Source organism: Hymenobacter nitidus (assembly GCF_020447315.1).
Taxonomy (GTDB): domain Bacteria; phylum Bacteroidota; class Bacteroidia; order Cytophagales; family Hymenobacteraceae; genus Hymenobacter; species Hymenobacter nitidus.
The window spans coordinates 579,872-602,046 of sequence record NZ_JAJADQ010000001.1 but is presented as its reverse complement, the minus strand read 5'-3'; the positions used below and the strand labels follow the sequence as shown (position 1 = coordinate 602,046).

The 22,175-nt window shown below is 61.1% G+C and carries 18 protein-coding genes, 1 tRNA gene and 1 pseudogene; 4 read left to right on the top strand and 16 right to left on the bottom strand.

What is annotated here, in order from left to right; translation table 11 throughout:
* Positions 1-49: 49 nt before the first annotated feature.
* Both LGH70_RS02595 and LGH70_RS02590 read left to right on the top strand, forming a co-directional pair.
* Positions 50-319, top strand: a pseudogene (locus tag LGH70_RS02595) (endonuclease domain-containing protein); the annotation flags it as partial.
* A gap of 93 nt (positions 320-412) precedes the next feature.
* Entirely contained in the window at positions 413-1,732 is a 1,320-nt protein-coding gene (locus tag LGH70_RS02590) for a sensor histidine kinase (RefSeq protein WP_226182387.1), read from the top strand.
* Between the two features lie 20 nt (positions 1,733-1,752).
* Here the strand turns inward: LGH70_RS02590 and LGH70_RS02585 are convergent, their stop codons facing one another.
* The 7 genes from LGH70_RS02585 to LGH70_RS02555 all read right to left on the bottom strand — a co-directional run bounded on the left by LGH70_RS02585 (position 1,753) and on the right by LGH70_RS02555 (position 7,204).
* Positions 1,753-1,953, bottom strand: a complete 201-nt coding sequence (locus tag LGH70_RS02585) for a helix-turn-helix transcriptional regulator (protein WP_226182385.1) — start codon at positions 1,951-1,953, stop codon at positions 1,753-1,755.
* Entirely contained in the window at positions 1,943-2,413 is a 471-nt protein-coding gene (locus LGH70_RS02580; protein ID WP_226182383.1) for a hypothetical protein, read from the bottom strand. Before LGH70_RS02580 ends, LGH70_RS02585 begins: the two co-directional genes overlap by 11 nt.
* 277 nt (positions 2,414-2,690) lie before the next feature.
* Positions 2,691-3,035, bottom strand: a complete 345-nt coding sequence (locus LGH70_RS02575) for an STAS domain-containing protein (protein ID WP_226182381.1) — start codon at positions 3,033-3,035, stop codon at positions 2,691-2,693.
* Positions 3,036-3,204: 169 nt separating this feature from the next.
* Positions 3,205-4,767: an FAD-dependent oxidoreductase gene (locus tag LGH70_RS02570; RefSeq protein ID WP_226182379.1), complete on the bottom strand. Its 1,563-nt coding sequence runs from the start codon at positions 4,765-4,767 to the stop codon at positions 3,205-3,207.
* A gap of 78 nt (positions 4,768-4,845) precedes the next feature.
* Entirely contained in the window at positions 4,846-5,751 is a 906-nt protein-coding gene (locus LGH70_RS02565; protein ID WP_226182377.1) for a cyanophycinase, read from the bottom strand.
* Positions 5,752-6,080: 329 nt separating this feature from the next.
* Complete coding sequence (locus LGH70_RS02560; RefSeq protein ID WP_226182375.1) at positions 6,081-6,734, bottom strand: response regulator; 654 nt, start codon at positions 6,732-6,734, stop codon at positions 6,081-6,083.
* Between the two features lie 224 nt (positions 6,735-6,958).
* Positions 6,959-7,204: a hypothetical protein gene (locus LGH70_RS02555; protein WP_226182373.1), complete on the bottom strand. Its 246-nt coding sequence runs from the start codon at positions 7,202-7,204 to the stop codon at positions 6,959-6,961.
* Here LGH70_RS02555 and LGH70_RS02550 point away from each other — a divergent pair.
* A complete protein-coding gene (locus tag LGH70_RS02550; protein ID WP_226182371.1) occupies positions 7,203-7,853 on the top strand; it encodes a response regulator in 651 nt (216 codons plus the stop codon). The two genes, LGH70_RS02555 and LGH70_RS02550, sit on opposite strands and share 2 nt — an antisense overlap.
* 88 nt (positions 7,854-7,941) lie before the next feature.
* On the opposite strand, the gene LGH70_RS02545 is transcribed toward LGH70_RS02550, so the two are convergent.
* From LGH70_RS02545 to LGH70_RS02510, 8 genes are all read right to left on the bottom strand, one after another.
* Positions 7,942-14,439, bottom strand: a complete 6,498-nt coding sequence (locus tag LGH70_RS02545; protein WP_226182370.1) for an Ig-like domain-containing protein — start codon at positions 14,437-14,439, stop codon at positions 7,942-7,944.
* Positions 14,440-14,616: 177 nt separating this feature from the next.
* Positions 14,617-15,573: a methionyl-tRNA formyltransferase gene (locus LGH70_RS02540; RefSeq protein ID WP_348533731.1), complete on the bottom strand. Its 957-nt coding sequence runs from the start codon at positions 15,571-15,573 to the stop codon at positions 14,617-14,619.
* Between the two features lie 57 nt (positions 15,574-15,630).
* Entirely contained in the window at positions 15,631-16,164 is a 534-nt protein-coding gene (locus LGH70_RS02535) for a phage tail protein (protein WP_226182368.1), read from the bottom strand.
* A 53-nt stretch (positions 16,165-16,217) separates the two neighbouring features.
* Complete coding sequence (locus LGH70_RS02530; RefSeq protein WP_226182366.1) at positions 16,218-16,769, bottom strand: phage tail protein; 552 nt, start codon at positions 16,767-16,769, stop codon at positions 16,218-16,220.
* Between the two features lie 47 nt (positions 16,770-16,816).
* On the bottom strand, positions 16,817-17,359 hold the full coding sequence (locus tag LGH70_RS02525) for a phage tail protein (protein ID WP_226182364.1): 543 nt from the start codon (positions 17,357-17,359) through the stop codon (positions 16,817-16,819).
* Between the two features lie 89 nt (positions 17,360-17,448).
* A complete protein-coding gene (locus LGH70_RS02520; protein ID WP_226182362.1) occupies positions 17,449-17,970 on the bottom strand; it encodes a phage tail protein in 522 nt (173 codons plus the stop codon).
* 487 nt (positions 17,971-18,457) lie between these two features.
* On the bottom strand, positions 18,458-18,991 hold the full coding sequence (locus LGH70_RS02515; RefSeq protein ID WP_431357413.1) for an RNA polymerase sigma factor: 534 nt from the start codon (positions 18,989-18,991) through the stop codon (positions 18,458-18,460).
* 316 nt (positions 18,992-19,307) lie between these two features.
* Positions 19,308-19,382 (bottom strand) — tRNA-Arg (locus tag LGH70_RS02510).
* A gap of 114 nt (positions 19,383-19,496) precedes the next feature.
* On the opposite strand from LGH70_RS02510, the gene LGH70_RS02505 reads away from it, so the two are divergent.
* Positions 19,497-20,696, top strand: coding sequence for a DUF2652 domain-containing protein (locus LGH70_RS02505; protein WP_226182358.1), 1,200 nt, complete (start codon positions 19,497-19,499; stop codon positions 20,694-20,696).
* A 69-nt stretch (positions 20,697-20,765) separates the two neighbouring features.
* Here the strand turns inward: LGH70_RS02505 and LGH70_RS02500 are convergent, their stop codons facing one another.
* Positions 20,766-21,992 carry a Pycsar system effector family protein gene (locus LGH70_RS02500; RefSeq protein WP_226182356.1) on the bottom strand — a complete coding sequence of 409 codons (1,227 nt, stop codon included), beginning with the start codon at positions 21,990-21,992 and terminating at the stop codon, positions 20,766-20,768.
* Between the last annotated feature and the right edge of the window lie 183 nt (positions 21,993-22,175).

Below are 22,175 nucleotides of genomic sequence, written 5' to 3'. Positions count from 1 at the left end.
CAACCACCTCACTCCGGCGGAAGCAACGCTTTGACGCGCCTTACAGCGCAGCCAGTTGGCCGGGCGCAAGTTCCGGCGTCAGCACGGCATTGGCCAGTACATCGTTGACTTCTACTGCCCGGCCGAAAGGTTGGTGGTCGAGTTGGACGGGGCGGGCCATTTCACCGCCAGCGGCGAAGCAAACGATGCAGAACGGACTTCCTGTTTGAATACATTAGGGCTGCGGGTGCTACGGTTTGAGAATCTGCTGGTGCTGGAGCAGTTGGATGGATTTTTGGCCGGCATTGAAGCGGCATTTAGAGTCAAAATGAATACTTAGCTCTAGCCAACCACCCCCAGCCCCTCCTTAAAAAAAGGAGGGGAACTAGCTTCCTGGCTCCGGCTTCGTAGCTTTCTAGTCTTAGCCCCATCCATGACCCTGCGCGTCAAGTTTCTGCTCTTCGTTGTCATCATTCACGGCGTGCTCATTGCGCTGGCCGCACAGGTGATGCGTGCCGATGCGGTGCTGTTTGTAGCCACCGAAGTCGTGCTGGTGGTGTCCATTATTCTCACCATTCAGCTCTACCGCGGCTTTGTGCGGCCCTTTCAGCTCATTGCGGCAGGCACCGAGGCCATCCGGGCCAAGGACTTCTCCATGAAGTTTGTGCCCGTGGGCCAGAAGGAAATGGACCAGCTTATCGACGTGTATAACCACATGATTGACGAGCTGCGCCAGGAGCGCGTAACCCAGCACGAGAAAAGCTACCTGCTGGAGCGTCTGATTCAGGCCTCACCGGCGGGCATTCTGCTGCTCGATTTCGACGGCCGCATCGAAGCCGCTAACCCCGCCGCCGAGCGGTGCCTGCACCTGCCCCAGGCCCAGCTGCTGCGCCAGCTGCCCAGTGAGCTGCCCGGCGAGTGGGGCCCGGCCCTGGCCGCGCTGCAGGCCGGCCAGCCCCAGGTGATTCAGCTCTCGGGCATCCAGACCTACCGGGCCCACTGCTCCCACTTTCTCGACCGGGGCTTCACCCGCAACTTCATTATGCTGGAAGAGCTAACCCAGGATTTGATCCGGCAGGAAAAGCAGGCCTACGAGAAGCTGATCCGGATGATGTCACACGAAATCAACAACTCCATCGGGGCCATCAACTCCATTCTGCAAAGCTTCAGCTACTACACCCAGCAGCTGCGCCCCGACGACCAGACCGACTTCTCGGAGGCCCTGGAGGTGTCCATCAACCGCAATACCCACCTGGCCAACTTCATTGCCAACTTCGCCAACCTGGTGCGCCTGCCCGCCCCCACGCGCCGCCCTTGCGACGTGCACGACCTGGTGCGCTCCATCCACCGCCTCATGCAGGTGCAGAGCGAGAAGCGCCGCATCACGTGGCATTGGCAGCTGGCCCCGGCGCCGCTATGGGTGGAGCTGGACTGCCAGCAGATCGAGCAGGCCGTGCTCAATATCGTCAAGAATGCCCTGGAATCCATTGGCGAGGACGGCAGCCTGACGATTCAGACCACGCTGGAGCCGCCGATGCTGCGCATCGAAGACGACGGGGCCGGCATTGCGCCCGAGGTGCAGCGCCGCCTGTTTACCCCGTTTTTCAGCACCAAGCGCGACGGGCAGGGCATCGGCCTGACTATGATTCGCGACATTCTGCTGCAGCACGGCTTCACCTTCAACCTCGAAACCACCCCGACTGGCACCACGGCCTTCACCATCTGGCTCACGCCGGAGCTGGTGAAGGCGTGACAGACGAAAGACGCTCGGCGCTAGTCCCCGGCTTCCAGGGTGAACAGCTGCTCGACCGGCTTGCCAAACACCTGGCTCAGCTTGAGAGCCAGCACCGTAGACGGCACGTATTTGCCCGCCTCCATGGCATTGATGGTCTGGCGGCTGACGCCGATGCGCTGGGCCAGCTCCTCCTGGGTGAGGCGCAGCACGGCTCTTTCCACGCGCAGGCTATTCTTCATGCAGAGCGGCTTTGGCACCGCGCAGCAGCACCAGGTGAAACCGCGCCAGAAACAGCAGCAGCGGGGTAAACATGGCGTACATCATCACCATGAAAAAGGGCATGCCGCTTACCAGCACAAACGCCAGCAGCAGCAGCGCATAGTAGGCGTACATGGCCCACAGCAACGACTCCAGCCGAATCTGGCCGATGTATTCGTCCTCGTGCTTTTCGCGGGAACAGGCCGCCAGCAGCCCACCGCAAATCAGCAGAATGGCGTACAGGTCGTGGTTGGCCCGTACCTGCCGCCCGTTCAGCGTATCGGGCAACTCGGCATTGCCGATGGGCGAAGGCAGCCAGGCCAGCAGATGGGGCAGGTGCAGCAGGTCGTACCACTCCAGCAGGCCCAGTACCAGGGCCACGGCGGCCAGTGCCAAGCCCAGGCGCTTGTAGCGGTGTGGAAATAAGTAGCGCGTCAGCATAATGAGAAGGAGAATAGGTGAAATACTCTCTAAATGTATTGTTTGTTTTACTTAATGTAAAGTATTCTTTACAAAATATATTGCATCCTGCCACAGAAGCCCGGTTGCAAGGCGGGCCGGTATGCTGGCTACCAAGGGCTGTCAGCAGAAGTCCGCAAGGGCATTTCTCCAACTGACAACATAAAAAAGCCGCTCCATTTGGAGCGGCTTTTCACAAAAACTAAGTCTGGATTCTGAGCACAGCAGCCAGCCGTAAGGACTACTGCCGGGGCGCACATTAGCGCACGATGGGCCGCGGGCCGGTATAGGCCTCAGCCGGGAGCAAGGCAAACAGCCCGGCCAGGCCCGTTGACTCGAACTGCTTGACCAGGTTGGGTGGCAGACCGCACAGAACCAGCTTGATGCAGGCATTCTGCAGGAGCGGAAGCTGCCGCAGCAGTGTCTGCTGGGCCCCCAAGTCGATGTGCGTCAGCTCCTGGCACAGAAGCCACACCTGCGTCGCCTGTTTGCGGACCGCTTCCCGCAGTAGCTCGATAAGCTGCTGGGCACATTGGCTGCCCTCACACTTACCCCGCAAACTCGCGACAAACATCGTGGGCTGCGACAATTTCAGAATATCCATTCCCGGTTCATTAGCGGCTTATGTTTCCTTTCACCGCAGGGTTGGCTACAGCAAAGAGAGGAACTCCGGCAAAGATACACCTGGGGAATAGGCTCGGATAGGAGGTAAATACCCCTTTGTAGGCCGAATTTATACGGAATCAGTGCCGCGCGTCCAAGTCTGCCGGAGTCTACCCGGCCGGCTCATCAACCGGGGCCAGATTGCTGTTGGCGGGACCAATGAGCAGCTTGCCCAGCGCGTCGAAGCGGGAGCCGTGGCAGGGGCAGTCCCAGCTGTTTTCCAGCCCGTTCCAGTGCACCACGCAGCCCAGGTGGGGGCAAATGGCCGAGCACTTGTGTGTCTGGCCTTTTTCGTCGCGGTACACGGCCACCTTCGTGATGCCCTCGCGCAACACCGCTCCGCTGCCGGGCTTGATTTCCTCTTCCTTCGATACGTCGCCGCCGGTGAGCAGCTCGGTGTACTCCAGGGCCACGTTCACGTTTTCGCGCACAAACTCATAGGCAGCGGCCGGTTTCAGCGTGATGCGGCCGGGGTCGTAAAGCTCAGCCCAGGGATTTTTTTGGCCCTTGATCAGGTCGGTAATAATCATGGCCCCGAGCGTGCTGTGCGTCATGCCGTGGCCCGAGTCGCCGGTGATGATGTACACGTTTTCCTTGTCCAGGGGGTTGGGGCCGGCATAGCCCAGGCTGTCGCTGGGCTCCTGCACCTGCCCCGACCAGCGGTAGTCCACGCTCTGCACCATGGGAAAATGCTCCCGGGTCCATTCTTCCAGGCAGCGCAGGCTTTCCTCGGGGTCGCCCTGCCCGACTTTGTGGTCTTCGCCGCCCACGATCAGCAGGTCGTAGGTGGGCGTGCCGCCGCGGGGGCCTTCCGTCACTTCCTGCAGCCTGATGTAGTGATAGGGGTCGGGCGTGTCCCAGTACAGGGCCAGGGTCACGGCGCCCTTCGGAATCCGGGCCCCGATGGCGTAGGTGCGGTAAGGCGCCTGTTTGGTGTGCATCACTACCCGGTCGTTGACGGGCGTATTGGTCGCCATTACCACCGCTTTGGCCGTCACAGTAGCGCCGGTAGCCACCGTCACAGTAGCATCGGTGCCGCCCTTCACTTCCGCCACGTGGGAGTGGGTATAGATCTGGCCCTTAAGCCGCACAATGGCCTCGGTGAGGCCGCGCAGGTACTTCAGAATGTGGAACTGGCCCTGGTTGGGAAACATCAAACACTCGCCCGTCCGGAAGCCTTTGGTGGGGGAGTCAGCCAGGCGCTGCACGCCCGTCAGACCGGCGCGGTGGGCGGCTTCCAGTTCCTCGTCCAACTCCTTGGGCTTGCCGTCTTTGGGCAGAAACAGGTAGCCATCCAGCCGGGTGAAGTCGCAGTCGATTTTCTCTTCCAGCACTATTTTCTCGATCTGGTCGATGGCACTGCCGTGACTTTCGGCGGCCAGGCGGGCTCCATCCTTGCCAAAGAGCTGCTCCAGGCGCGTGTAGCGGTCATCGAGGGCATTGGAGAGGTGGGCGGTGGTGCGGCCGGTTTCGCCACTGCCCAGCTCGCCGCTTTCCAGCACTATCACCTTTTGGCCCGCGCGCAGCAGCAGGTAGGCCGTGGTGAGGCCCGCAATGCCACCGCCCACCACCACTACATCGGTTTGGGCCGGCTTGGTAAGGGGGGAAAAAGTAGGCAGGGCCGGGCCGGTACCCAGCCACGACGAGAGCGTAGCGGCGGAAGTGCGTTGCATACAAAATGGGGTTAGTTGGAACCGGTACTACGGGCCCAACTCACCCGCAGGTTGCCTAGATAGCTGCTCCTGTTGAGCTTACCGGTGCATTTCGGGTGGGGTGGGCAGCTCATATTCCTCGCCGGCGGCCAGGAAGTGCAGCACCAGGTCGCGGATGGAAAAAGGCGTCTCGGGCGTGATGTCGTAGATGTTGGTGGCCGTGCAGCTGCTGCCCTCCAGAATAGTAACGATGCCGCTGCCGATGACTTCCAGCTTGTAGCCCTCGCGCACCACGACGGCCGTGTCTTCTTCCAGACCCACTCCCAGGCAGGTAGGGTTGGTGGCAATAATCTGGGCCATGCGCACGATGCGGCCCCGGGCAATGAAATGGGTGTCGATGGCTACGTCGTGCAGGAACTGCAGGCCGGTCGTAATGGCAATTTCACCCTTGCGCATGCCGGCATCGTTGCGGCCCTCATAAATCATGGGCGTCGACATGGCCGAGGCCCCGGCGCTGGTGCCCCCGATGACGATGGGCTCGTAGGTGTAGCGCTCCTTGAGGCGCTGCAGCAGCTGGGTACCCCCCAGAATGGCCGTCAGGCGCAGCTGGTCGCCACCCGTAAACCAGAAGCCGGCGGCCTCGTCTACCAGCTTCAGGGCATTCTCTTCGTTGGCGGCGGTCCGGTCCTGAATGTTGAGCGTTTCAACCCGGCTTACCCCCAGGCGGCCAAACACCTCGTGGTAGTCGTGCGCTGCCTCTTCGGGCACCGATGAAGCCGTGGGAATGACGACAATCAGCGGGTCGTTGCCGGTCAGCTCTTCCACGAAGCGGGTGAGGATGCCGTCAGGTACGAAATTGCGGTTGTTCGCCTGATTCGAGCCTTTTTCCGGCGCCTCGCCCTTGTTTTCGTGGCCCCCGACGGCAATCAGAGTGCCTTTAGGAATGGGACAGGTCTGACGATGGGAGTCGGGTGAGCTGATGGTTTTCTTCTTACGGCTGGGCATGGGCGGGGCAGGATAGGAATGAGGTGAACCGAACTTCCTACTACATGCGAGAAATGTGGCAAGCAGGTTGCACTTATCTATTCTATATCCTATTCTGGCCACCTTGTAAGCACAGCAGGGGAATATTTCCGGCAAAAGGTTCAACTCTGGCTGTAAGCCTCTTATACCCGCTGCGGCTAGCCATGCGGCAGACAGTACTACGGCTGTATCCGCATTTATGCGGGAGCAAAAATCCGTAGTAATAACCGGGTAAATCGGTAGTGGTGCCGCTGCCATTTCGGCGGGCACTGCCGCAGCCGCGCCGCGGGCCGTGCGGCCTCTGCCAGGCCTTATTTCACCAGCCCCTGATTGACGGCGAACTTGATGAGGGCGGCGGTGTTTTTAGCCTGGGTTTTCTCGATGATGTTCTGGCGGTGGGTTTCGATGGTGCGCTTGCTGGTGAAGAGCTTGTCGGCAATTTCGGCGTTGGTCAGCCCCTCGGCAATGAGCTGCAGCACTTCCAGCTCCCGCCCCGACAGCTCCGCCGGGTGCTGGTCGTGGCTGTGGTAGAGCTTGTCGGAAAGGTTCAGGGTGAGTTTACGCAGGGTTTCGAGGCCGATTTCGGTGCAAAGAAACGGCCGCCCCAGCGCTACCGTCCGGATTCCGTGGATGATTTCCGAAATAGCCGCGTTCTTCAGCACGTAACCTTTCGCTCCCGCGTCGAGGGCTTGGGCCACGTACCGCTCATGTTCGAGCATGGACAGCACCAGCACGTTGACGTCGGGGTATTGCGCCCGCAGCTTGGGCAGCACCGTGAAGCCATCCATGTCGGGCATGGTCAGGTCCAGCACAATTACCTCCACCGCCGTGGCCGCCAGTAAGTCCAGCAGCTGCTGGCCGGTGCCGGCTTCTGCTACCACCTCAAAATCGGGTTCAGCCGCCAGCATAGTCCGGATACCCTGTCGCAAAATGGTGTGGTCATCGGCGAGAATTATGCGTGTCATACAGAGCGGGAAAAGAAGGATAGCCAAAATGATAGAGTGCTAACAGGCCGAGGCAGCCAAGCCGTTCAGTGCTCCGCGTCAGTATTCGGAAAAGCACAAAAATGAATCCACTTATGATTTTGTCCAGTGCTGGGCACTAACGCCTTAGCGCTGGCAGGTAAGTAGGGTATTGCGTATTAATACGGATGGAATATCCCGCTGCACAGCTGTCCAACTCCGCCCCGCTATAAATACGGCTTTTGTAACAGCACCACTGGTTTGGCCTGGTTAAGACCGTAATATTGTTGTCTGTCGTCATCCGGCAGCTGCCAAGTGCCTACCCGGGAGGGGGCCAGGGAACGGACCAGGGTAAACGCCTGCTCTAAAATCCGCGTATTCGTCACGGACACCCTTAGAAAAGGAAGCCAGCGGGCAGCAGCCGAATTTTGCCCGCCTTGGGAATGAAATGTGTCGCCGTTAGTCTCTGCCATGATTCGAATTATTCTTACCGACGACCACGCCATTATCCGGGATGGTATTCGCTCGTTGCTGCGCGAAGAGCCCGACCTGGAAGTGGTGGGAGAGGCTGGCAACGGCGAGGAGTTGCTGGCCATGCTGCCCACTACCCCCGCCGATGTGGTGCTGCTGGACCTGAACATGCCCGGCATGGATGGCTTTGCCACTCTGGATGCTCTGCGCGAGCAATATCCGCAGCTGCGGGTGCTGGTGCTCTCCATGCTCGACCACGAGCGGTACGTGGCCCAGGCCCTCGACGCGGGAGCCCTGGGCTACACGCTCAAAAACACGGGCCGCAGCGAGTTAATTTATGCCCTGAATACAGTGGCCGCCGGTCAGCCTTTTCTGTGCACGGCCATCGGTATCGGGCTGCTGCGCAAGTTTCAGAGCCCGGAGCAGGCCGGCACCGAAGCCACCCGGGGTGGCAGCACGCTGTCGAAGCGGGAGCTGGAAGTGCTGCAGCTCATTGCCGAGGGGCTGACCAACGCCGAAATTGCCGACAAGCTCTTCACCAGCAAGCGCACCATCGAAACCCACCGCCAGAACATCATCGAGAAAACCCAGGCTAAAAACACCGCCGCCCTCATCAAGTTCGCCGTCAGCAGCGGCCTGCTACCAGAGTAAGCACCTTGCCGTAGCGGCCCATAAAAAAAGCCCCCTGAAAACTCAGGGGGCTTTTTTTATGGGGTGGCGTAAGAGTCGCCGAACCGGCTTATTCCCGCACCAGCTTTTGCATGACGTGCTTGTTGCCTTGCTGAAGCTTGAGTAGGTACACGCCCACGGGCAGCTCGTCGGCCGACAGCGGTGCGCTGGTGGTGCCGGCGGGCAGCACTACGTTGGTTTCCTGACGCAGTACGCGGCCCAGCACGTCGATGAGCTGCCAGCTTACGGGGCCGGCCTGGCCCGTGCGCACCAGCAGCGTGAGTGCTTCAGCCGGATGCGACGGGTTGGGGTATAGTTGCACATACAGACCCTCCGGCGTGCTCATCTTCACCGTGCGAACGGGGGAGAGGGAGCTGGTGCCGTCGGTATCTACCTGGCGCAGGCGGTAGTAAACCCGCTCGGCGGCGTAGCGGGCCACGTTCAGGTCGGTGGCTTTGTAGCGGGTAGCCTGAGTAGTAGTGCCACGGCCTTCCACGCTGCCAATCTTGCGGAATACCTTGCCATCGGCGCTGCTTTCGATGTCGAAGCGGGCGTTGTTGAGCTCCGAGGCCGTAGCCCAGCGCAACAGCACATCCTCACCCTGCAACTCGGCCGTAAACTCGGTCAGCTCCACGGGCAGCGGGGAACTGCCGAAGGTGCCGATAACGGTCTGGCTGAACGAGGTAACAGGGAAGCTCACCGTGCCAGCTGCCGCGTTGGCCGCCGTAGCCGAAATCGGGGCCTCGAAGGCTCCGTCGGCGTTGCTGCCGCGCTTGAACAGCTTCAGGTTGGCGGGGGTAGCGGCATCAGCGGCGCTGATGTCGGCGGCCGTGAGCGTATATGTCACGTTAGCCGAGGTAAAAGTGCCACCCGCATACTTGTCCACAATCCAGTAAGCCGGCGTGTAGGTCGTATTCAGACCAGTGGCTGTAGGCTGGGTGCCCAGGGGCTTGCCATCGAGGCGGAATACAACGGTTTCGGAGCTGCCCGTCACGCCCGTGAAGGCCATGCTGACGTTGGTGCCCGCGAAGGGGTAGGTCGTGTTGGCCGCTACCACCTGCAGGTTGCTGGTGCCGGAGCCCACCGCGGCGGTGCTCGTCACGCGCGTGGCGCCCGTCAGCGTCCCCACCGCGTTGCTGATAATGTCGGTGGTCGTGGTGCCGTTGTCGTTGAACTGCAGGTACGACACCAAGTTCGTTTCCGTACCGCTGAGCGTGAGGTGGCGCATGCGGCGGAGCTCTGCCTGGGGCAGCGTCCGCGTCCACTGGCTAATCTCGTCGATGTCGCCGGGGAAGTTGGCGCTGCTGGCAGCGGCCACGTTGCCCACGAAGTTGACGCGGGTGCCGGTCGGGGTGCCGCTGGCACTGGTGCTAAGTACCGATTCGCCGTCGAGGTAGATAGTCAGCGTGCTGCCGTTGTAGGTAGCTGCTACGTGGTGCCACTCATTGCTCGTAATGGTATTGGGGCTGGTTTCCCGGTTTACTGTGGCAGTGCCGGTGCCGAAGCCTGCTCCTACGCGGCCGTTGCCGGTCACGTAGAGGTAAGGCGCGGCCGAGTTGCCGATACCGTTGCCCAGCACGTAGTAATTAGTGCTACCCGTGCCAATGGCGGGCTTGATCCAGGCAACCTGCGAGTAAGCGCCGTTCGTGCCGGTGTTCAGCAGCGGCGCCGGGGTGGTGCTGGCGCTGAAGTCGGCATAGCCCGGCGTAGCATTCCCGACGAAGCGCAGGGCAGTGCCTGCAACCCGGCTGGCCCGCACAATCTGGCGGTTGCCCGTAGGAGCAGGGTTGGTCGGATTATACACAGTGCCGCTGATGGTCAGGCTGGGCACGGTCGCATCGAGCACGTTGCCTGCTGTTCCGTTGGCAGCCACATCATATACCAGCCAGAAGTAGTTGACTCCAGTAGCCAGCTGCTGCGTACCCGTGACGGCGAAGGCGCCATTCGGATTGGCTACCGCGCTGCCGAAGGGCGTGGTGGTAGCGAAGCTGCCGCTGGTACCCGTGTAGTACACGCGGGCCGCGTCGATATCGGCGGGGGCCGTAGTACCAGTGGTGGTAAACGAGAGCGACTGGGTGCTCAGAGGTGTGCCGGTGCCGCCGCCGATGGTAACGGCTAGGCGCAGCATTACCTGGTTGGTGCTGCCTGGCAATACGCTCTGAGTTGTGGGATGGTCGGCGGTGCTGCTGGTGTACACGGCCGGGCTAGCAAGCGTGATGGAGAACTGGGTAGCAGCGGTGTTGAAGTTGCCAGCCGCATCCTGAGACACGTTGGCGGGCACGTTGACCGTGGTGACGGCGCCTGGAGTCGCTGGCGTCACGTTGAAGGTATACGTCGTGCCCGAGCCGGAGAAGCCCGAAATCGTACCGTTGTTCACCGTTATATCACCGGCCACGAAGCCGGTCACGGTTTCCGAGAAGGTTACCGTGAAGGGAATAGGCGAGGTGTTGGTCGTGCTGCCGCTGGCGCCGGCCGAACTGCTGATGGCAACCGCTGGCCGTACCGCGTCTACCGTGAAGGTGTTCGTGTTCGAGTTGGCGCTGACGGCTGAGCCGGTGGTCTGAGCCGTGGCATACACCGTGTGAGAGCCCTGAGTTATGGCCGGCGTCTGGGTAATGGACCAGTTGCCGGTGCCATTGGCCGTAACACTGCCCATGGTCGTACCGTCCACGTAGACCCGTACCGTCGAGCCGGCTGGGGCCGTGCCGGTGTAGGTTGGCGTGGCCGTGTTTATCAGGCTGCCGTTGGCTGGTGCCGTCACCACCGGGGCGGCCGTTACTGGCTGCAGGTAGTTGATGGTAAACTGGGTGGCGGCCGTGTTGCCGGTATTATTGGCGTCCACGGCGCTATTGGCTGGTACGTTTACCGTCACGGCGCCGTTGGCGGCGGGATTCACGTTGAAAGTATACACCGTGCCCGAGCCGGAGAAGTCCGAAACGGTACCGTTGCCCACCGTCACATCGGAAGCCGTGAAGCCCGTGGCGCTCTGCGAGAACGTCACCGTAAACGGTATCGGCGCTACGCCGGTCGTGCTGCCCGAGGCGCCGGCTGTGCTGCTGATGGTGGCCGTCAGGGCCGGGGCCGTCACAGCGAAGGTAGCCGAGGTGAAGGGGGTGTACGTACTATTTGACAGGGGCTCAATGGTGCCTAGGAACACGTCGTTCGTTCCGTCGTTAAGGAACACATTCACCACTTGGTCACTCGGGCCGTTGTTGTTGCGCTGAATGGTTTGAAAATTCACCTGGTAGCTGCCCGTGGGCACGGCTAGGTTCTGGGCAATACTGCCCCCGTTACCACCAAATGTTTGCAGAATTCCGACAGCATCACCCTGCGCTGCGGTAGACCCAAAGCCGCTGTTGTTGCGTGATACCCCGGTATTCCCGCTGAAAGTCCAGGGCGCCGCCACTACCGTGGCAGCGTATTGAAAGCCGTTGGCCCCTACGTTGTTGGTTTCAAAGCTGCTGTTGGAGAGCCCGGCCGCAAAGGTCGTTCCGCCTTGCAGCACCTGCACCCCGTCCACGAAGGCTGTCACGTCGTTGAAGCTGCCACTGGCCGAGCCCGCACCGCGCAGGGTCAGCTGCGGAGCTGCCGCGAAGCTCTTGGTGATGGTATACTGTTCGCCGCTGGTGTAGGGCACGTTGGTCACCGTCGGCGTCATGCCGGTACTGTTCTGCACGTTCAGCCGCAGGGTGCCGCTACCGGTGCCCGTATTGACCGCCACCGTGTACGTCGAGCCTGAGCCCACTACGCTGCTGATGCCGGTGCCCGTCAGGCCACTGGTCGTCACGTTAAAGTTATTGACGGTTATACCCGTCACGCTAGCCGAGAAGACAACCCGGTAGCTCACCTGCGTCGTGGCCGTGGGCGAAGGCGTCAGGCGCGTCACCGAAACGACGGTAGCTGAAGGCTGGTTGTAGGTAATGGAGAACTGGGTAGCGGTGGTGTTAAAGTTGCCGGCTGCGTCCTGGGCCACGCTGGCGGGCACGTTCACCGTCGTGACGGTGCCGGGAGTCGTTGGCGTCACGTTGAAGCTGTAGCTGGCACCCGAGCCGGAGAAGGCCGAAATCGTACCGTTGCCCACCGTCACATCACCGGCCACAAAGCCGGTCACGGTTTCCGAGAACGTGACCGTGAAGGGAATAGGCGAGGTGTTGGTCGTGCTGCCGGAAGCTCCTGCTGTGGAGCTGACAACTACCGTGGGCCGTACCGCGTCTACCGTGAAGGTGTTCGTGTTCGAGTTGGCGCTGCTGGCCGACCCGTTGATGGCTGCCGTAGCGCGCACCGTATGGCTGCCCTGGGCCAGCGCCGTAGGCTGAACAAGGGTCCAGTCGCCGGTGGCATTGGCCGTCGTGGTGGTGGACAGTGCCACACCATCCACAGATACCGTTACCGTCGAATTTGCTAATGCCGTGCCCAGGTAGGTCGGCGTAGTCGTGTTTACGATGCTGCCATTCGCCGGAGCCGTTACTACCGGCGCAGTGGGCGTGGTAGTGAAGTTCAGCACGCTGCCGTAGGCGGTGCCGGCCGAGTTGATGGCGTAGGCCCGGACGTAGTAGCGGGTGCCGGGCGTCAGGCCTGAAATCGTCTCCGAAAAAGAACCGGTGCTATTCCCGTTGGTATCTTTGGTATCGGCGGTTGTGGGCGTCGTGTTGGTAGAGCTGTATACTACACCCCGCTCCGTCACGGTCGCGCCGCCGTCGGCCGTTACGTTGCCGCCCAGCACTGCGCTGGTGGTCGTAACGGTGGCCGGGGTGGCCGTAGTTACAGTCGGCGGCAGGATCTGCGTACCACTTACCTGTACCAGGTCGAAGGCAAGCTCTTCGTTGCCGTTGGGGCCTTCGGCTTCCAGACGGAAGTCGACGATCTGGCCGTTCAGGGCCGCAGGCAGGGCAAACGTGAAGTTCTGCAGGGCCGTGGTCAGCGTTGTGCCGGTGGGCGCGGTGCTCAGGTCGTTGGGGTTGGCATCCTGCTTCAGGGGCGTCTGGTTGGTCGAGCTGGCCTGGTCGGTGCTCCGGAACGAGCTGAAAATCACCCAGGGGCCGGTGCCGTTGCCGGTGCGGTAATACAGCTTGATGAAGCTGCTGCGCAGCCAGGTGCTGCTGGCGCCCAGCCGAATCTGAAACTGCAGGTTGGCGTAGGTGGTGGCGTTAATCTTCTTGGTCTGCCAGTAAGCCGTTTTGGGCGTGTTCGGGCTCGACGGGTTGCTCACGCCGCTGCCATAGAAGTAGAAGCTGCCCGCGGAGGGGCTGATGTTGGTAAACGTTACCGGGGCGGCCAGACCAGCGTAGGGCGTCACGTTGGTGCGCCGGAAGGTGGTCGTGTTGCTTTGCGCCGTGAAGTCGTTGGAGGCGTAGCGGGTGCCTTCGCCGTCGGTGGTGAAGTCCTCGATGTAGGGCGGCGTAGAAGCCGCGTCCAGGGCCGTGTTAATCGTAATGGTGCGGGTAACGGCGGCCGTGGTATTGCCCGCCGGGTCCGTCACCGAGAAGCCCACTGTGCGCGTCAGTTCCGACGCATCAACAATATCGGTGTTCTGGTAGGTCACCGCGCGTAGCGCGTTCTGCCACTGAGCCAGGGTGGCCGTCGAGTTGGCTGATGTCAGCGTCAGTGTACCGGTAGTTACGTCGAAGGCGCTGGCTACAATATTGCCCGTAGCAGCGGTACCCGTGAAGGCAAGTACATCTTCCGCCGCATTGAAGTTGCCGGATATCCGCACCCGGGCGCTGGTCAGCGTTGTGTTATCCGCATCCGATACGGTCAGGTTGCTGGTGATAACCGTGGCGGGAAATCCTTCATTATAGGTCAGGCTGGTACCCTCTATGTTGGCCAATACCGGCGCAACGTTGGTGCTGGCAGTACCCGTAATCATGATCTTGTCAAAGGCAAATTCCTCACTGTTGCCGGTCTGCGCAATATCAATGCGCACATCCAGCGTCGTGCCGGTGCCGATTACGTCGAAGGTAAAGGGCGTCAGCGTCGTCGTGAGCTGACCCACGTTGGTTCCGGAGGCGGGGTCGTTGGTCGAAATGCCGTCCAGTCCCACGTCCCGGCGCAGGTAGCCGGTGTTGTTGCCCGTGTCCGAGTCATCCCCCACAAACTGGCCGATGGTCACCCAGGTAGGATTGGTGCCCCCGTTGACGCGGGCGCTGATGCGGATAGTGTCGTCCCGCTCCCAGCGGGGTAGTCCTCCCACCGAGCCCGGCCCCTGCGGGTCGGCCAGCAATACCGTTACCTTCAGGTTGTTGAAGCCGGTTATCGTCGTTGGGGTGAGCTGCACGCGAGCCGCTTTCCCGGCAAGAGGAGCCGAGTTTTTTACGCCTTCGGAAGCCCAGAAGTAGCTTCCATCGATACCAGAAAGCCGCGACGAGGTGGTGTTGAAGCCCGCTGGCGTCGTGCCCTGCGTGTAAGTCGAGCGGAACGAGAAATTGTTGTTGCCCTGGGTGAAGGTGTTGGAGGTGTAGCGACCAGCAACGTTGTTGCCTTCGGTTTCAAACGACTCAGTCCTCGGCACCTGCGCCCACGCACTCAAGGCGTTCAGCAGCAGTAGTAGTAAGAGTATTCGTTGTCTCATGAGACAGTGGGTTAAGAGATGCGGAAAAAAGCTTAAAAATTCGGCGGCGGGGATTCTAGTAAGTAGTCCCGGTGGTCTGGTGCTGCGGGCGGCGGACGAAGCGGTAAGCTTACCCACGCACCACCGCAGTGATATTGGTTTTCAGCAACTGCTGCACTGTGTTGATGGTATCTTTCGTCAGGCTGGTTGCGGAGCTGGTGTCTGGAGAAGGCTCCCGAGCACTTCGCCGGCTTGCACGCCCATGCCGGCCAGCTGGGCACCCGTAAAGTAGCCTTCGTCGAGGGCCACGATATCGAGCTGGAGGAGCTGGCCCGCGCCGCAAGTCACCAGCAGGCCCTGGTCGGGCGCGGCCAGCACAATGGTGCCGGGAGGAGCTGGTACCGTCCCGGGCCGCACCAGCACGCTCAGCACCCGCAGAGGCTGGCCGCGCACCGTGGCCAGGGCGCCGCGGTTCCAGGGGTTAGCGGCCCGCACCAGGCGGCTGATTGTCTCGGCCGGCGCCTGCCAGTCGATGCACAGGTCGGCCAGGGCGGGGCGGGGCCAGTAGCGGGCGGCTGCTTCGTCCTGGGGCTGGTCGGGCAGGGGCGTTTCTCCGCGCAGGCCGGCCAGCAGCTGGCGGCCTACGCCCACAGCAGCCATGGCTAGCTGGGCCCGGTGAATGCCATGCGTGTCGTGGGGGCCGATGGGAACGGGCGTGGCCACCAGTACCGGCCCGGTATCGAAGCCGGCCTCCATGCGGTGGGCCGTAACTGCCCCGGCGGCCTCGCCCCGGCTGATCTGCCAGAACGTGGGCTCCGGCCCCCGGTAGCCGGGCAGCGCGGCAAAGTGAAAGTTGATGAATCCCTGGGGCGGCAGGGACAGCACGGCCGCCGGAATGCGCCACGGAAACATCAGCACCAGCACGGCCGTAGGCTGCAGCTCAGCCACCCAGGCCGTCAGCTCGTCCGCCAGGCCGGCCTGGGTCAGCCACTGCGGCGTGGTGCCACCCTGCGCGAGCAGCTCGCCCAGCTCCGCCGACTCGTCGCGCCCACTGGCGGGCACGGCTACCCCGGCCACGACGCCCTGAGCAGTCAGGTCTTGCAGCACGGGCCAGCCCAGACGGCTGCTGATGATAATGGCTAAGCGCATTGACACGGTAGGATTATTAGTATTGCTTGCAACCGGGCGAACAGTTGCCGGTGGGGCGGAAAGCTAGCTGCGGGAAGGGAATATGCCTTGGTAGGCAATGACGTAGTTGAGGGCCTGGTAGGGCATGCGGTTTTCGTGCGGCTGCCCACCTCCGGCGGTGGTAGTCGCACCCGAAATGGTGCCGCCCATGGCCGTGTTATTGGCGCCGTTGCTGTACTGGCTCAACGTGCCGATGGCGGGCAGCTGCAGGTTGGGGTTGCCTTCGTCCTGGTCGGGAGAGGTTTGCAAAGACCCCGTGAAAGGGTGCACGTGCTGGGGCATCTGCGCCGCCTGCAGCGCCACCGATTCCTGGCCGCCTACCTGGCCCAGTACATAGTTGCTGAGGCCGGGAGCCTGGCCCGCCCCAACTGGAATGCGGCTGCGCAGGTCGGGCAGGGCGAAGGTAGTGGTGCCGTTGCCGCCGTAAGTAGTGCCGAGCAACGAAAACAGTGCCTGGTTTTGCTGAATGGAAAGCAGCTGGCCATTGCAGAAATACCAGCCCTTGGGGGCGTAAGGGATGGTAACGGGGCGAATCTCGCCGAGATATGGTTCGTCCATGAGACAGTAGAAAGCAAAGTCAGGTGAAAGACAAGCGCAGTAGCTGCTGCGGGCTAGGGCTGCGGCGGGAAGATGCCCTCCGTGCAGATGATGTAGTTCAGCGCCAGTACGGGCTGAATGTTCGGGTGCGACTGGCTGCTGCCGGCTCCCTGCGTTTGGCCGGTTACGGCATTGGCGGCCAGGTTCCGGCCGGCCGTGGCCGTGTCGGAGTAGAGGGCGGCAGAGCTGGGGCCCGGCAGGTTGGCAGCGGGCGTGTTGCTGGCGGTGCCGGCCGTGGTAGCCCCGATCGGCGACGAGAAGGGGTGCGTGTGGGGCGGAAGCTGGGTGGCTATCAGCGTCACATTTTCGGAGCCGCCCGTTTGGCCCGGCTGGTAGGTCGAGAGACCGGGGCCGGGCTGGCCGGCCTGGGCGCCCGGTACTATCCGGCTTTGCAGATTGGGCAGGGCAAAGGTGTTCTGGCCGTCGCCGCCGTAGGTGGTGCCGATTACGTAGAACAGAGGCTCGTAATTAGAAATGGCCTGCAGGCTACCATCACAAGGTAGCCAGCCAACGGGGGCAAAAGGGAAGCCAACGGTGCGAATTTCGCCTATGTAGGGTGTTGCCATGGTATAGAAGGTGGCTTAAAGTAGAAGGGAAGAAAGATCGTGCGCAGTTATGGGCGCTGAGGGAAGATTCCCGTGTAGGCAATTATATAGTTGAGCGCCAGGTAGGGCATGCGGTTTTCGTGGCTGTTGCCGCCCCCGGTAATGCCCGTAGTGCCCGCCAGCATGGTGCTGGCCATCTGCCCACCGGCCGCTATAGCCTGCCCGTACTGCTCGACCGAGTTGGCGGCGTAGTAGTTGCCCGTAGGCTGGGTCTGGGTGCCGTTATTAGCCGAAACCGGCACCGTGCCGCCGCTGAGAGTGTGGAGGTGCGCCGGCATCTGCGCGGTCGTCAGCGTCACGGCTTCCGTACCAACTATGCTTCCCTGCGGATACGCCGACAAGCCTGGTCCCTGGCCCTTGCCCACAACGGCACGCCCACGCAAATCGGGTAGAGCGAAGGTAGTCCGGCCGTCGCCGCCGTAGGCGACGCCTAACAGCGAAAACAGCGCTGTGTATTGCTGAATAGGCAGCAATTGCCCCTGGCAGAAAAACCAGTTGCGGGGGGCGAAGTTGAGCGCTACCAGGCGGATTTCGCCAACAAAAGGATCCATGAAAGTATAATTGAGGTAGATGAACAAGCCCCCGGCACCGTGCCCAGGCCTTCGAAATCAAGCAGTGAAAGGAAGTGGTCGGGCCGGCCCTATGCAGTGCGGCTGGCTCGGGACCGGGAATGATGCAGCAGGCGCAGGTCGGTGCCGGCACTGACGCTAGCCGGCGCGTTGGCTATCTTGATGGCAATCAGGCAGCCCGGCAGGGTAGGAGCGTTTTCGAGCGTGGTATCGGCTGCAGCCGGCTTCGGAAACATGGTTTCGCTCACGTCGGGCAGAGCGAAAGTCGTAGTGCCGTCGCCGCCGTAGGTAGTGCCGATGATGGCAAACAAGGCCGGGTGCTGACTGATGGGCAACTCGCGCCCGTCGCAGATGACCCAGCCTTGGGGCACAACAAAATCAGCTAGCATTCGTACCATGCCAATGTACTCCTCACCGCCCACCAGCGCTGAGGCCGGCACGGGTGCGGCTGGCGCGGGAGCGGCCAGCAGGGCAGCAGGGGCCGATAGCAGGCTGGTGCCAAGTAAAGCGCTCAGGCCTTTCAGCCAATGGCGGCGGGAGGCAAGGCGAGGTTGACGGGAAGCAAGTGTGGTGTGAGTAGAGGGTATTCCCATACTAGAGGGTTAGTGCTGAAGTGAAATGTCGCGGGAGGGTGTATGCAGAAGGTGGTGCGGCGGCCAGGATAAGCACCTAGCAGCGCGGAACTATGCCAGAAGAGGAAAGCGTGCCAGCCAGGAACCAGCGGGTAGATAGACAGATAGCAATAGCGGGGCGGGGAAGCAGCCTGAGAAGCAAAACAGTGGTAGTAAGCGCCGAGCCAGCAACAGCTGATTCAGCTGGGAGGAAAGCAGTAGCGAATAGAGCAAGAGGAACCGCGCCCGTAGCTGAGCGCGAAGCAAATTTGCGGAAAGAAAACGAGTTTTAATAGTATTCTGGCAATATTCATATCTATTATCCTGTCGCGCTTGCCGACGGCGTATGGACGGGCCTAAACCACCGGCCAGGCAAACTGCAAAAGTCAATTGCTGCTACCGGCAAGACGCGCCAAGAACCCTGACTGTCAGACAAAACAGCAGGGACGGGAGCAGTAAGAAGCGGTAGTTAGCGCGCGGCCTTCGCCAACGCGTGCATGGCGGCCCGGGCCCGGGTTTTGACGGTGCCCAGCGGTACTTGCAGCTCATCGGCTACTTCGGCCTGGGTGAAGCCGCCGAAATACAGCAGATCAATGATTTTGCGGTCATTGGGCTTGAGGCACATTACCAGCTCCCGCAGGCCCACGTGTTCGGGCTGGAAGCCGGAGGCGGCCATCTCGTAGCAGGCGGCGCTTTTTTCCAACGGCTGGGTTTTCTGCCGCTCGTGGTAGTGCCGGGTCCGGATACAATCGATAGCCGCGTTGCGGCAGATATTCAGGGCCCAGGTGAAGAGGCGGCCCCGGTTGGCGTCGTAGGAAGCAAAAGACGACCAGATTTTCACCATACTTTCCTGCAGCGCGTCCTCGGCCAGGGACTCGGAGCGGACGATTCGCAGGATAACGTTATACAAAATATGGCCATAGTTATCATAAAACAGCGTCATAGCTGCCTCATCCCGGGCGTAGAGCCGCTGTACTAACACATTTTCACTAACTGGTAGCATTCAGGCAATACGGATAAATCAGGATGGGGCTAGGACAGGACAGAGCAGAGGCCGGGCGCTGCCAACACGTGGTAGCATCCCAAGGGAATACATAGCAACCGGCAAAGGGCCTCGTTTAGGCGTAGTTAGCAGTATACTATCCTGGGAGCAGGAAGTTGTTGGACGGCGGGGCTAGTCGTTGGAATGCTTTTTTAGCCCGCTAAACCGTTGGTTGTGCTCTTTAAAACTTTGCCTTTTCTGAATATATTACAAAATGCGTATCGTCGTGGGCTGGCAAAAAGAAACCCTGCTTACTAGGAGCAAGCAGGGTTTTTGGTGGTAGCCGCGACGGGAATCGAACCCATATCAAGCGTTTAGGAAACGCCTATTCTATCCGTTGAACTACGCAGCCAGCGGCAAGTATTAGGGCAAAGGTAACGGGAAAGCAACCTACAGCCCAAACCTGCTTCTCTCTGGCTTGCGTATAGGCCGCTAGCTTACTTTCTGATTCCTCTCTGGTTTTTCTATGGGTGTACTGGATGATATACGGACTGCCCGCCGGGCGGCCGGCAAACGGCCCGCAGCCGGGCCCGTGGCCCCCGCCGACGACGGCATGGTGCCCGCCCTGCTGTTCATTCCCGATATCAGCGGCTTCACCCGCTTTATTCAGGAGTCGGGCAGCGTGCTGGCGCCCCAGCTCATTGCCGACCTGCTGGAAATACTGGTGGAAGCCAACACGCTGAACATGGAAGTCAGCGAAATTCAGGGCGACGCCATTCTGTTTTACCGCCTGGGCCCGCCGCCCACGGTGCAGGAAGTCGTGACCCAGTGCCGGCGCATCTTCCTGGATTTCCAGAACTACGTGCGCCTCGTGGAGCGCGACCTGGACTCGGAGCTGAGTGCGGCCCTGCGCTCCCACGATCTGACCATCAAGATCATCGTGCATTTCGGGCAGGTAAGCGTGGCCCAGATCCGGCAATTCACCAAGCTGATGGGCCGCGACGTGATTGTGGTGCACCGCCTGCTGAAAAACAACGTGACCGGCAACGAGTACGTGCTGCTCTCCGACGGCTACCTGCAAACGCAGTCGGCCACGGATATTGCCCGCAGCTTCTCCTGGACGCGCCTGCTGCGCGGCACCTGCCTCTACGACTATCTGGGCGAAATCTGCTACCGCTACGCGTATCTGTCGCCGCTGCGCCTGCTGCTCAACGAAGAAGGCAGCAGCCACCGGGGCCACCGAGGCGCCGATGGCAACGCCCTGAAGGTGATGAGCACCTTGCACGTGCCGGCCGCTTATGCCCTGCGCGTGCTCAGCAACTTCCGGCTGCGGGCCCACTGGATGCCGGGTGTGAGCCAGGTGACCTATGACCTGACCAAAGCCGGCCGCCTAGGCACCAGCTACAAGGTAAACTTGAACCGCGGGCAGATTGACTTCCAGACCGTGCAGCGCTTCGAAGACGCCGACCGCATCGAGTACGTTGAGAAAATCTCGCTATTCCGGCTATTTCCCAATTCCTTCCTGTTCTGCTTTATCGAGGCCGTCGACCAGCGCTCCTGTCTCGTGACGCTGGAGTTTCGCTACGGCTACATTGCCAGCCCGCACGCCCTCATTCGGTTCGGGCAGCTGCAGCGCATGCGCCGGTTTATGGGCCAGTCGATGGCGCAGTTTGCTCGGCTCAGTGAGCGAATGCACCAAACGCGCCAGGTGGAGAAAAGCGGCTAAGCGGCCCCAACTTTGCACAGAAAAGCCCCGCCAGTATGCTGACAGGGCTTTTTTTGCTTCCGAATGTCGCTACGATTTGTAGAGCAGCACGATGCCAAACGACAGCACCGTCAGAATCAGGCCCACCATGAAGATGGTGTAGCTGATGCGCAGCAGCCGGTATTTGCGGGCCAGCACCTCGCCCAGGTAGTAAATATCCGTCACCATGTTGGTGTAGAGGTTGTCCTTGTTGCGCATCAGGCCCGTCATGCCGCTCTGGAAGTCGTCGAGGCTGAGCTTGGTGAAGTTGCCGAAGAAGAGCAGGTTCACGCGGCGGTTGGTGGCCACCTGCGGGCTTTTCTTGAGCCACTTAAAGCTCGTCACGTCGGGCTGGGCCGAGAGAATGGCCGACACCACCGAGCCCAGGGCCGTAGCCAGCAGAATGCCCATGGGTACCGTCAGTACGGGGTTACGGGTGAAGGCCGGGCCGATGGCCGTAGTTTTGGCTCCCAGGTAGGTGATGATGACCGACATAATCACCGCGTTGAGGCTAATCATCATGCTGGCCTTCTTGTCGGCCATGTCCGAGAGTTTGATGTGGTTGCTGTAGGTGGTCCGAAACATCGTTTCGACGCCCCGCTTGCCCTCGGCGAAGTTGCCGACTTCTTCCTGCTCGCGCTTCTTCTGCTTTTTCTCGGTTTTCTTCAGCAGCTTGCGCTGGTCCTTGAGGTTTTCCTTGAACTGCTCCTTGTAGCGGGCCTTGGCCACATCGGTCAGGAACTTCGAGGAGAGCAGGTAGTCGAGTTGGGTTTCGGCCCATTCCACGCTGTCGTAGCTTTTGCCCAGCACGGTTTCCCACTCGGCGCGCAGCAGCTCGCCGTTGGCAAAGAAATCTTCGCGGCCCATGCTGCTCAGGTCGGCATCCACCATGAGCTGCTGCAGCTCGGTTTTGGCCTTCTCGTCGCGGTGCGTGGCTTTGATAATGTCCTTGACCACGGCCGTGCGGTCGGCGGGGTAGCCCTGGCTGTGCAGCCACTGCTCGGCCAGCTCCATGCTGCGGAACTCGTGGCCGTCGTACACTTCCGTGTAGCCCGTGTCGTGAAACCAGGCGGCCAGCACCAGCGCTTCGAGGTCTTCGCCGCTTAGCTCACTGGCCTCGCCCAGGGCTTTGGCCTCTTTCACGGTGCTAGCCGTGTGTTTGAAGGAGTGATATACTAATGGCTTGGGCAGCTTTTCCTCGAACAGGGTCGTGATATAGGCTTTGGCCTTTTTCAGGATTTCGGCTTTGGCCGGTTTTAGAGTCTCAGTAGTTTCCATGTGGCGGAAGTAATATGGGGCGGGTAGCGGTGCGTGCCGGCCCCGTATGGGCTTAGAACGCGAATTGCACAGTGAAGTTTTTGCCACCCCCGAGCCCAACCGTAGCCGGACGGATTGCGTAGGGCAGCGCACAGCCTGCCAACGCCCGATGCGCGCTGCCGTATGCTAGTATTCTACGGCTTT

What these genes read in the sequence shown, in the direction of transcription:
- LGH70_RS02590 (WP_226182387.1), top strand. Translation starts at nt 413, where the DNA reads ATGACCCTGCGCGTCAAGTTTCTGCTCTTCGTTGTCATCATTCACGGC.
- LGH70_RS02550 (WP_226182371.1), top strand. Translation starts at nt 7,203, where the DNA reads ATGATTCGAATTATTCTTACCGACGACCACGCCATTATCCGGGATGGT.
- LGH70_RS02580 (WP_226182383.1), bottom strand. Translation starts at nt 2,413, where the DNA reads ATGCTGACGCGCTACTTATTTCCACACCGCTACAAGCGCCTGGGCTTG.
- LGH70_RS02545 (WP_226182370.1), bottom strand. Translation starts at nt 14,439, where the DNA reads ATGAGACAACGAATACTCTTACTACTACTGCTGCTGAACGCCTTGAGT.
- LGH70_RS02535 (WP_226182368.1), bottom strand. Translation starts at nt 16,164, where the DNA reads ATGGACGAACCATATCTCGGCGAGATTCGCCCCGTTACCATCCCTTAC.
- LGH70_RS02515 (WP_431357413.1), bottom strand. Translation starts at nt 18,991, where the DNA reads ATGCTACCAGTTAGTGAAAATGTGTTAGTACAGCGGCTCTACGCCCGG.
- LGH70_RS02520 (WP_226182362.1), bottom strand. Translation starts at nt 17,970, where the DNA reads ATGGGAATACCCTCTACTCACACCACACTTGCTTCCCGTCAACCTCGC.
- LGH70_RS02570 (WP_226182379.1), bottom strand. Translation starts at nt 4,767, where the DNA reads ATGCAACGCACTTCCGCCGCTACGCTCTCGTCGTGGCTGGGTACCGGC.
- LGH70_RS02560 (WP_226182375.1), bottom strand. Translation starts at nt 6,734, where the DNA reads ATGACACGCATAATTCTCGCCGATGACCACACCATTTTGCGACAGGGT.
- LGH70_RS02500 (WP_226182356.1), bottom strand. Translation starts at nt 21,992, where the DNA reads ATGGAAACTACTGAGACTCTAAAACCGGCCAAAGCCGAAATCCTGAAA.
- LGH70_RS02505 (WP_226182358.1), top strand. Translation starts at nt 19,497, where the DNA reads ATGGGTGTACTGGATGATATACGGACTGCCCGCCGGGCGGCCGGCAAA.
- LGH70_RS02555 (WP_226182373.1), bottom strand. Translation starts at nt 7,204, where the DNA reads ATGGCAGAGACTAACGGCGACACATTTCATTCCCAAGGCGGGCAAAAT.
- LGH70_RS02575 (WP_226182381.1), bottom strand. Translation starts at nt 3,035, where the DNA reads ATGGATATTCTGAAATTGTCGCAGCCCACGATGTTTGTCGCGAGTTTG.
- LGH70_RS02565 (WP_226182377.1), bottom strand. Translation starts at nt 5,751, where the DNA reads ATGCCCAGCCGTAAGAAGAAAACCATCAGCTCACCCGACTCCCATCGT.
- LGH70_RS02585 (WP_226182385.1), bottom strand. Translation starts at nt 1,953, where the DNA reads ATGAAGAATAGCCTGCGCGTGGAAAGAGCCGTGCTGCGCCTCACCCAG.
- LGH70_RS02530 (WP_226182366.1), bottom strand. Translation starts at nt 16,769, where the DNA reads ATGGCAACACCCTACATAGGCGAAATTCGCACCGTTGGCTTCCCTTTT.
- LGH70_RS02525 (WP_226182364.1), bottom strand. Translation starts at nt 17,359, where the DNA reads ATGGATCCTTTTGTTGGCGAAATCCGCCTGGTAGCGCTCAACTTCGCC.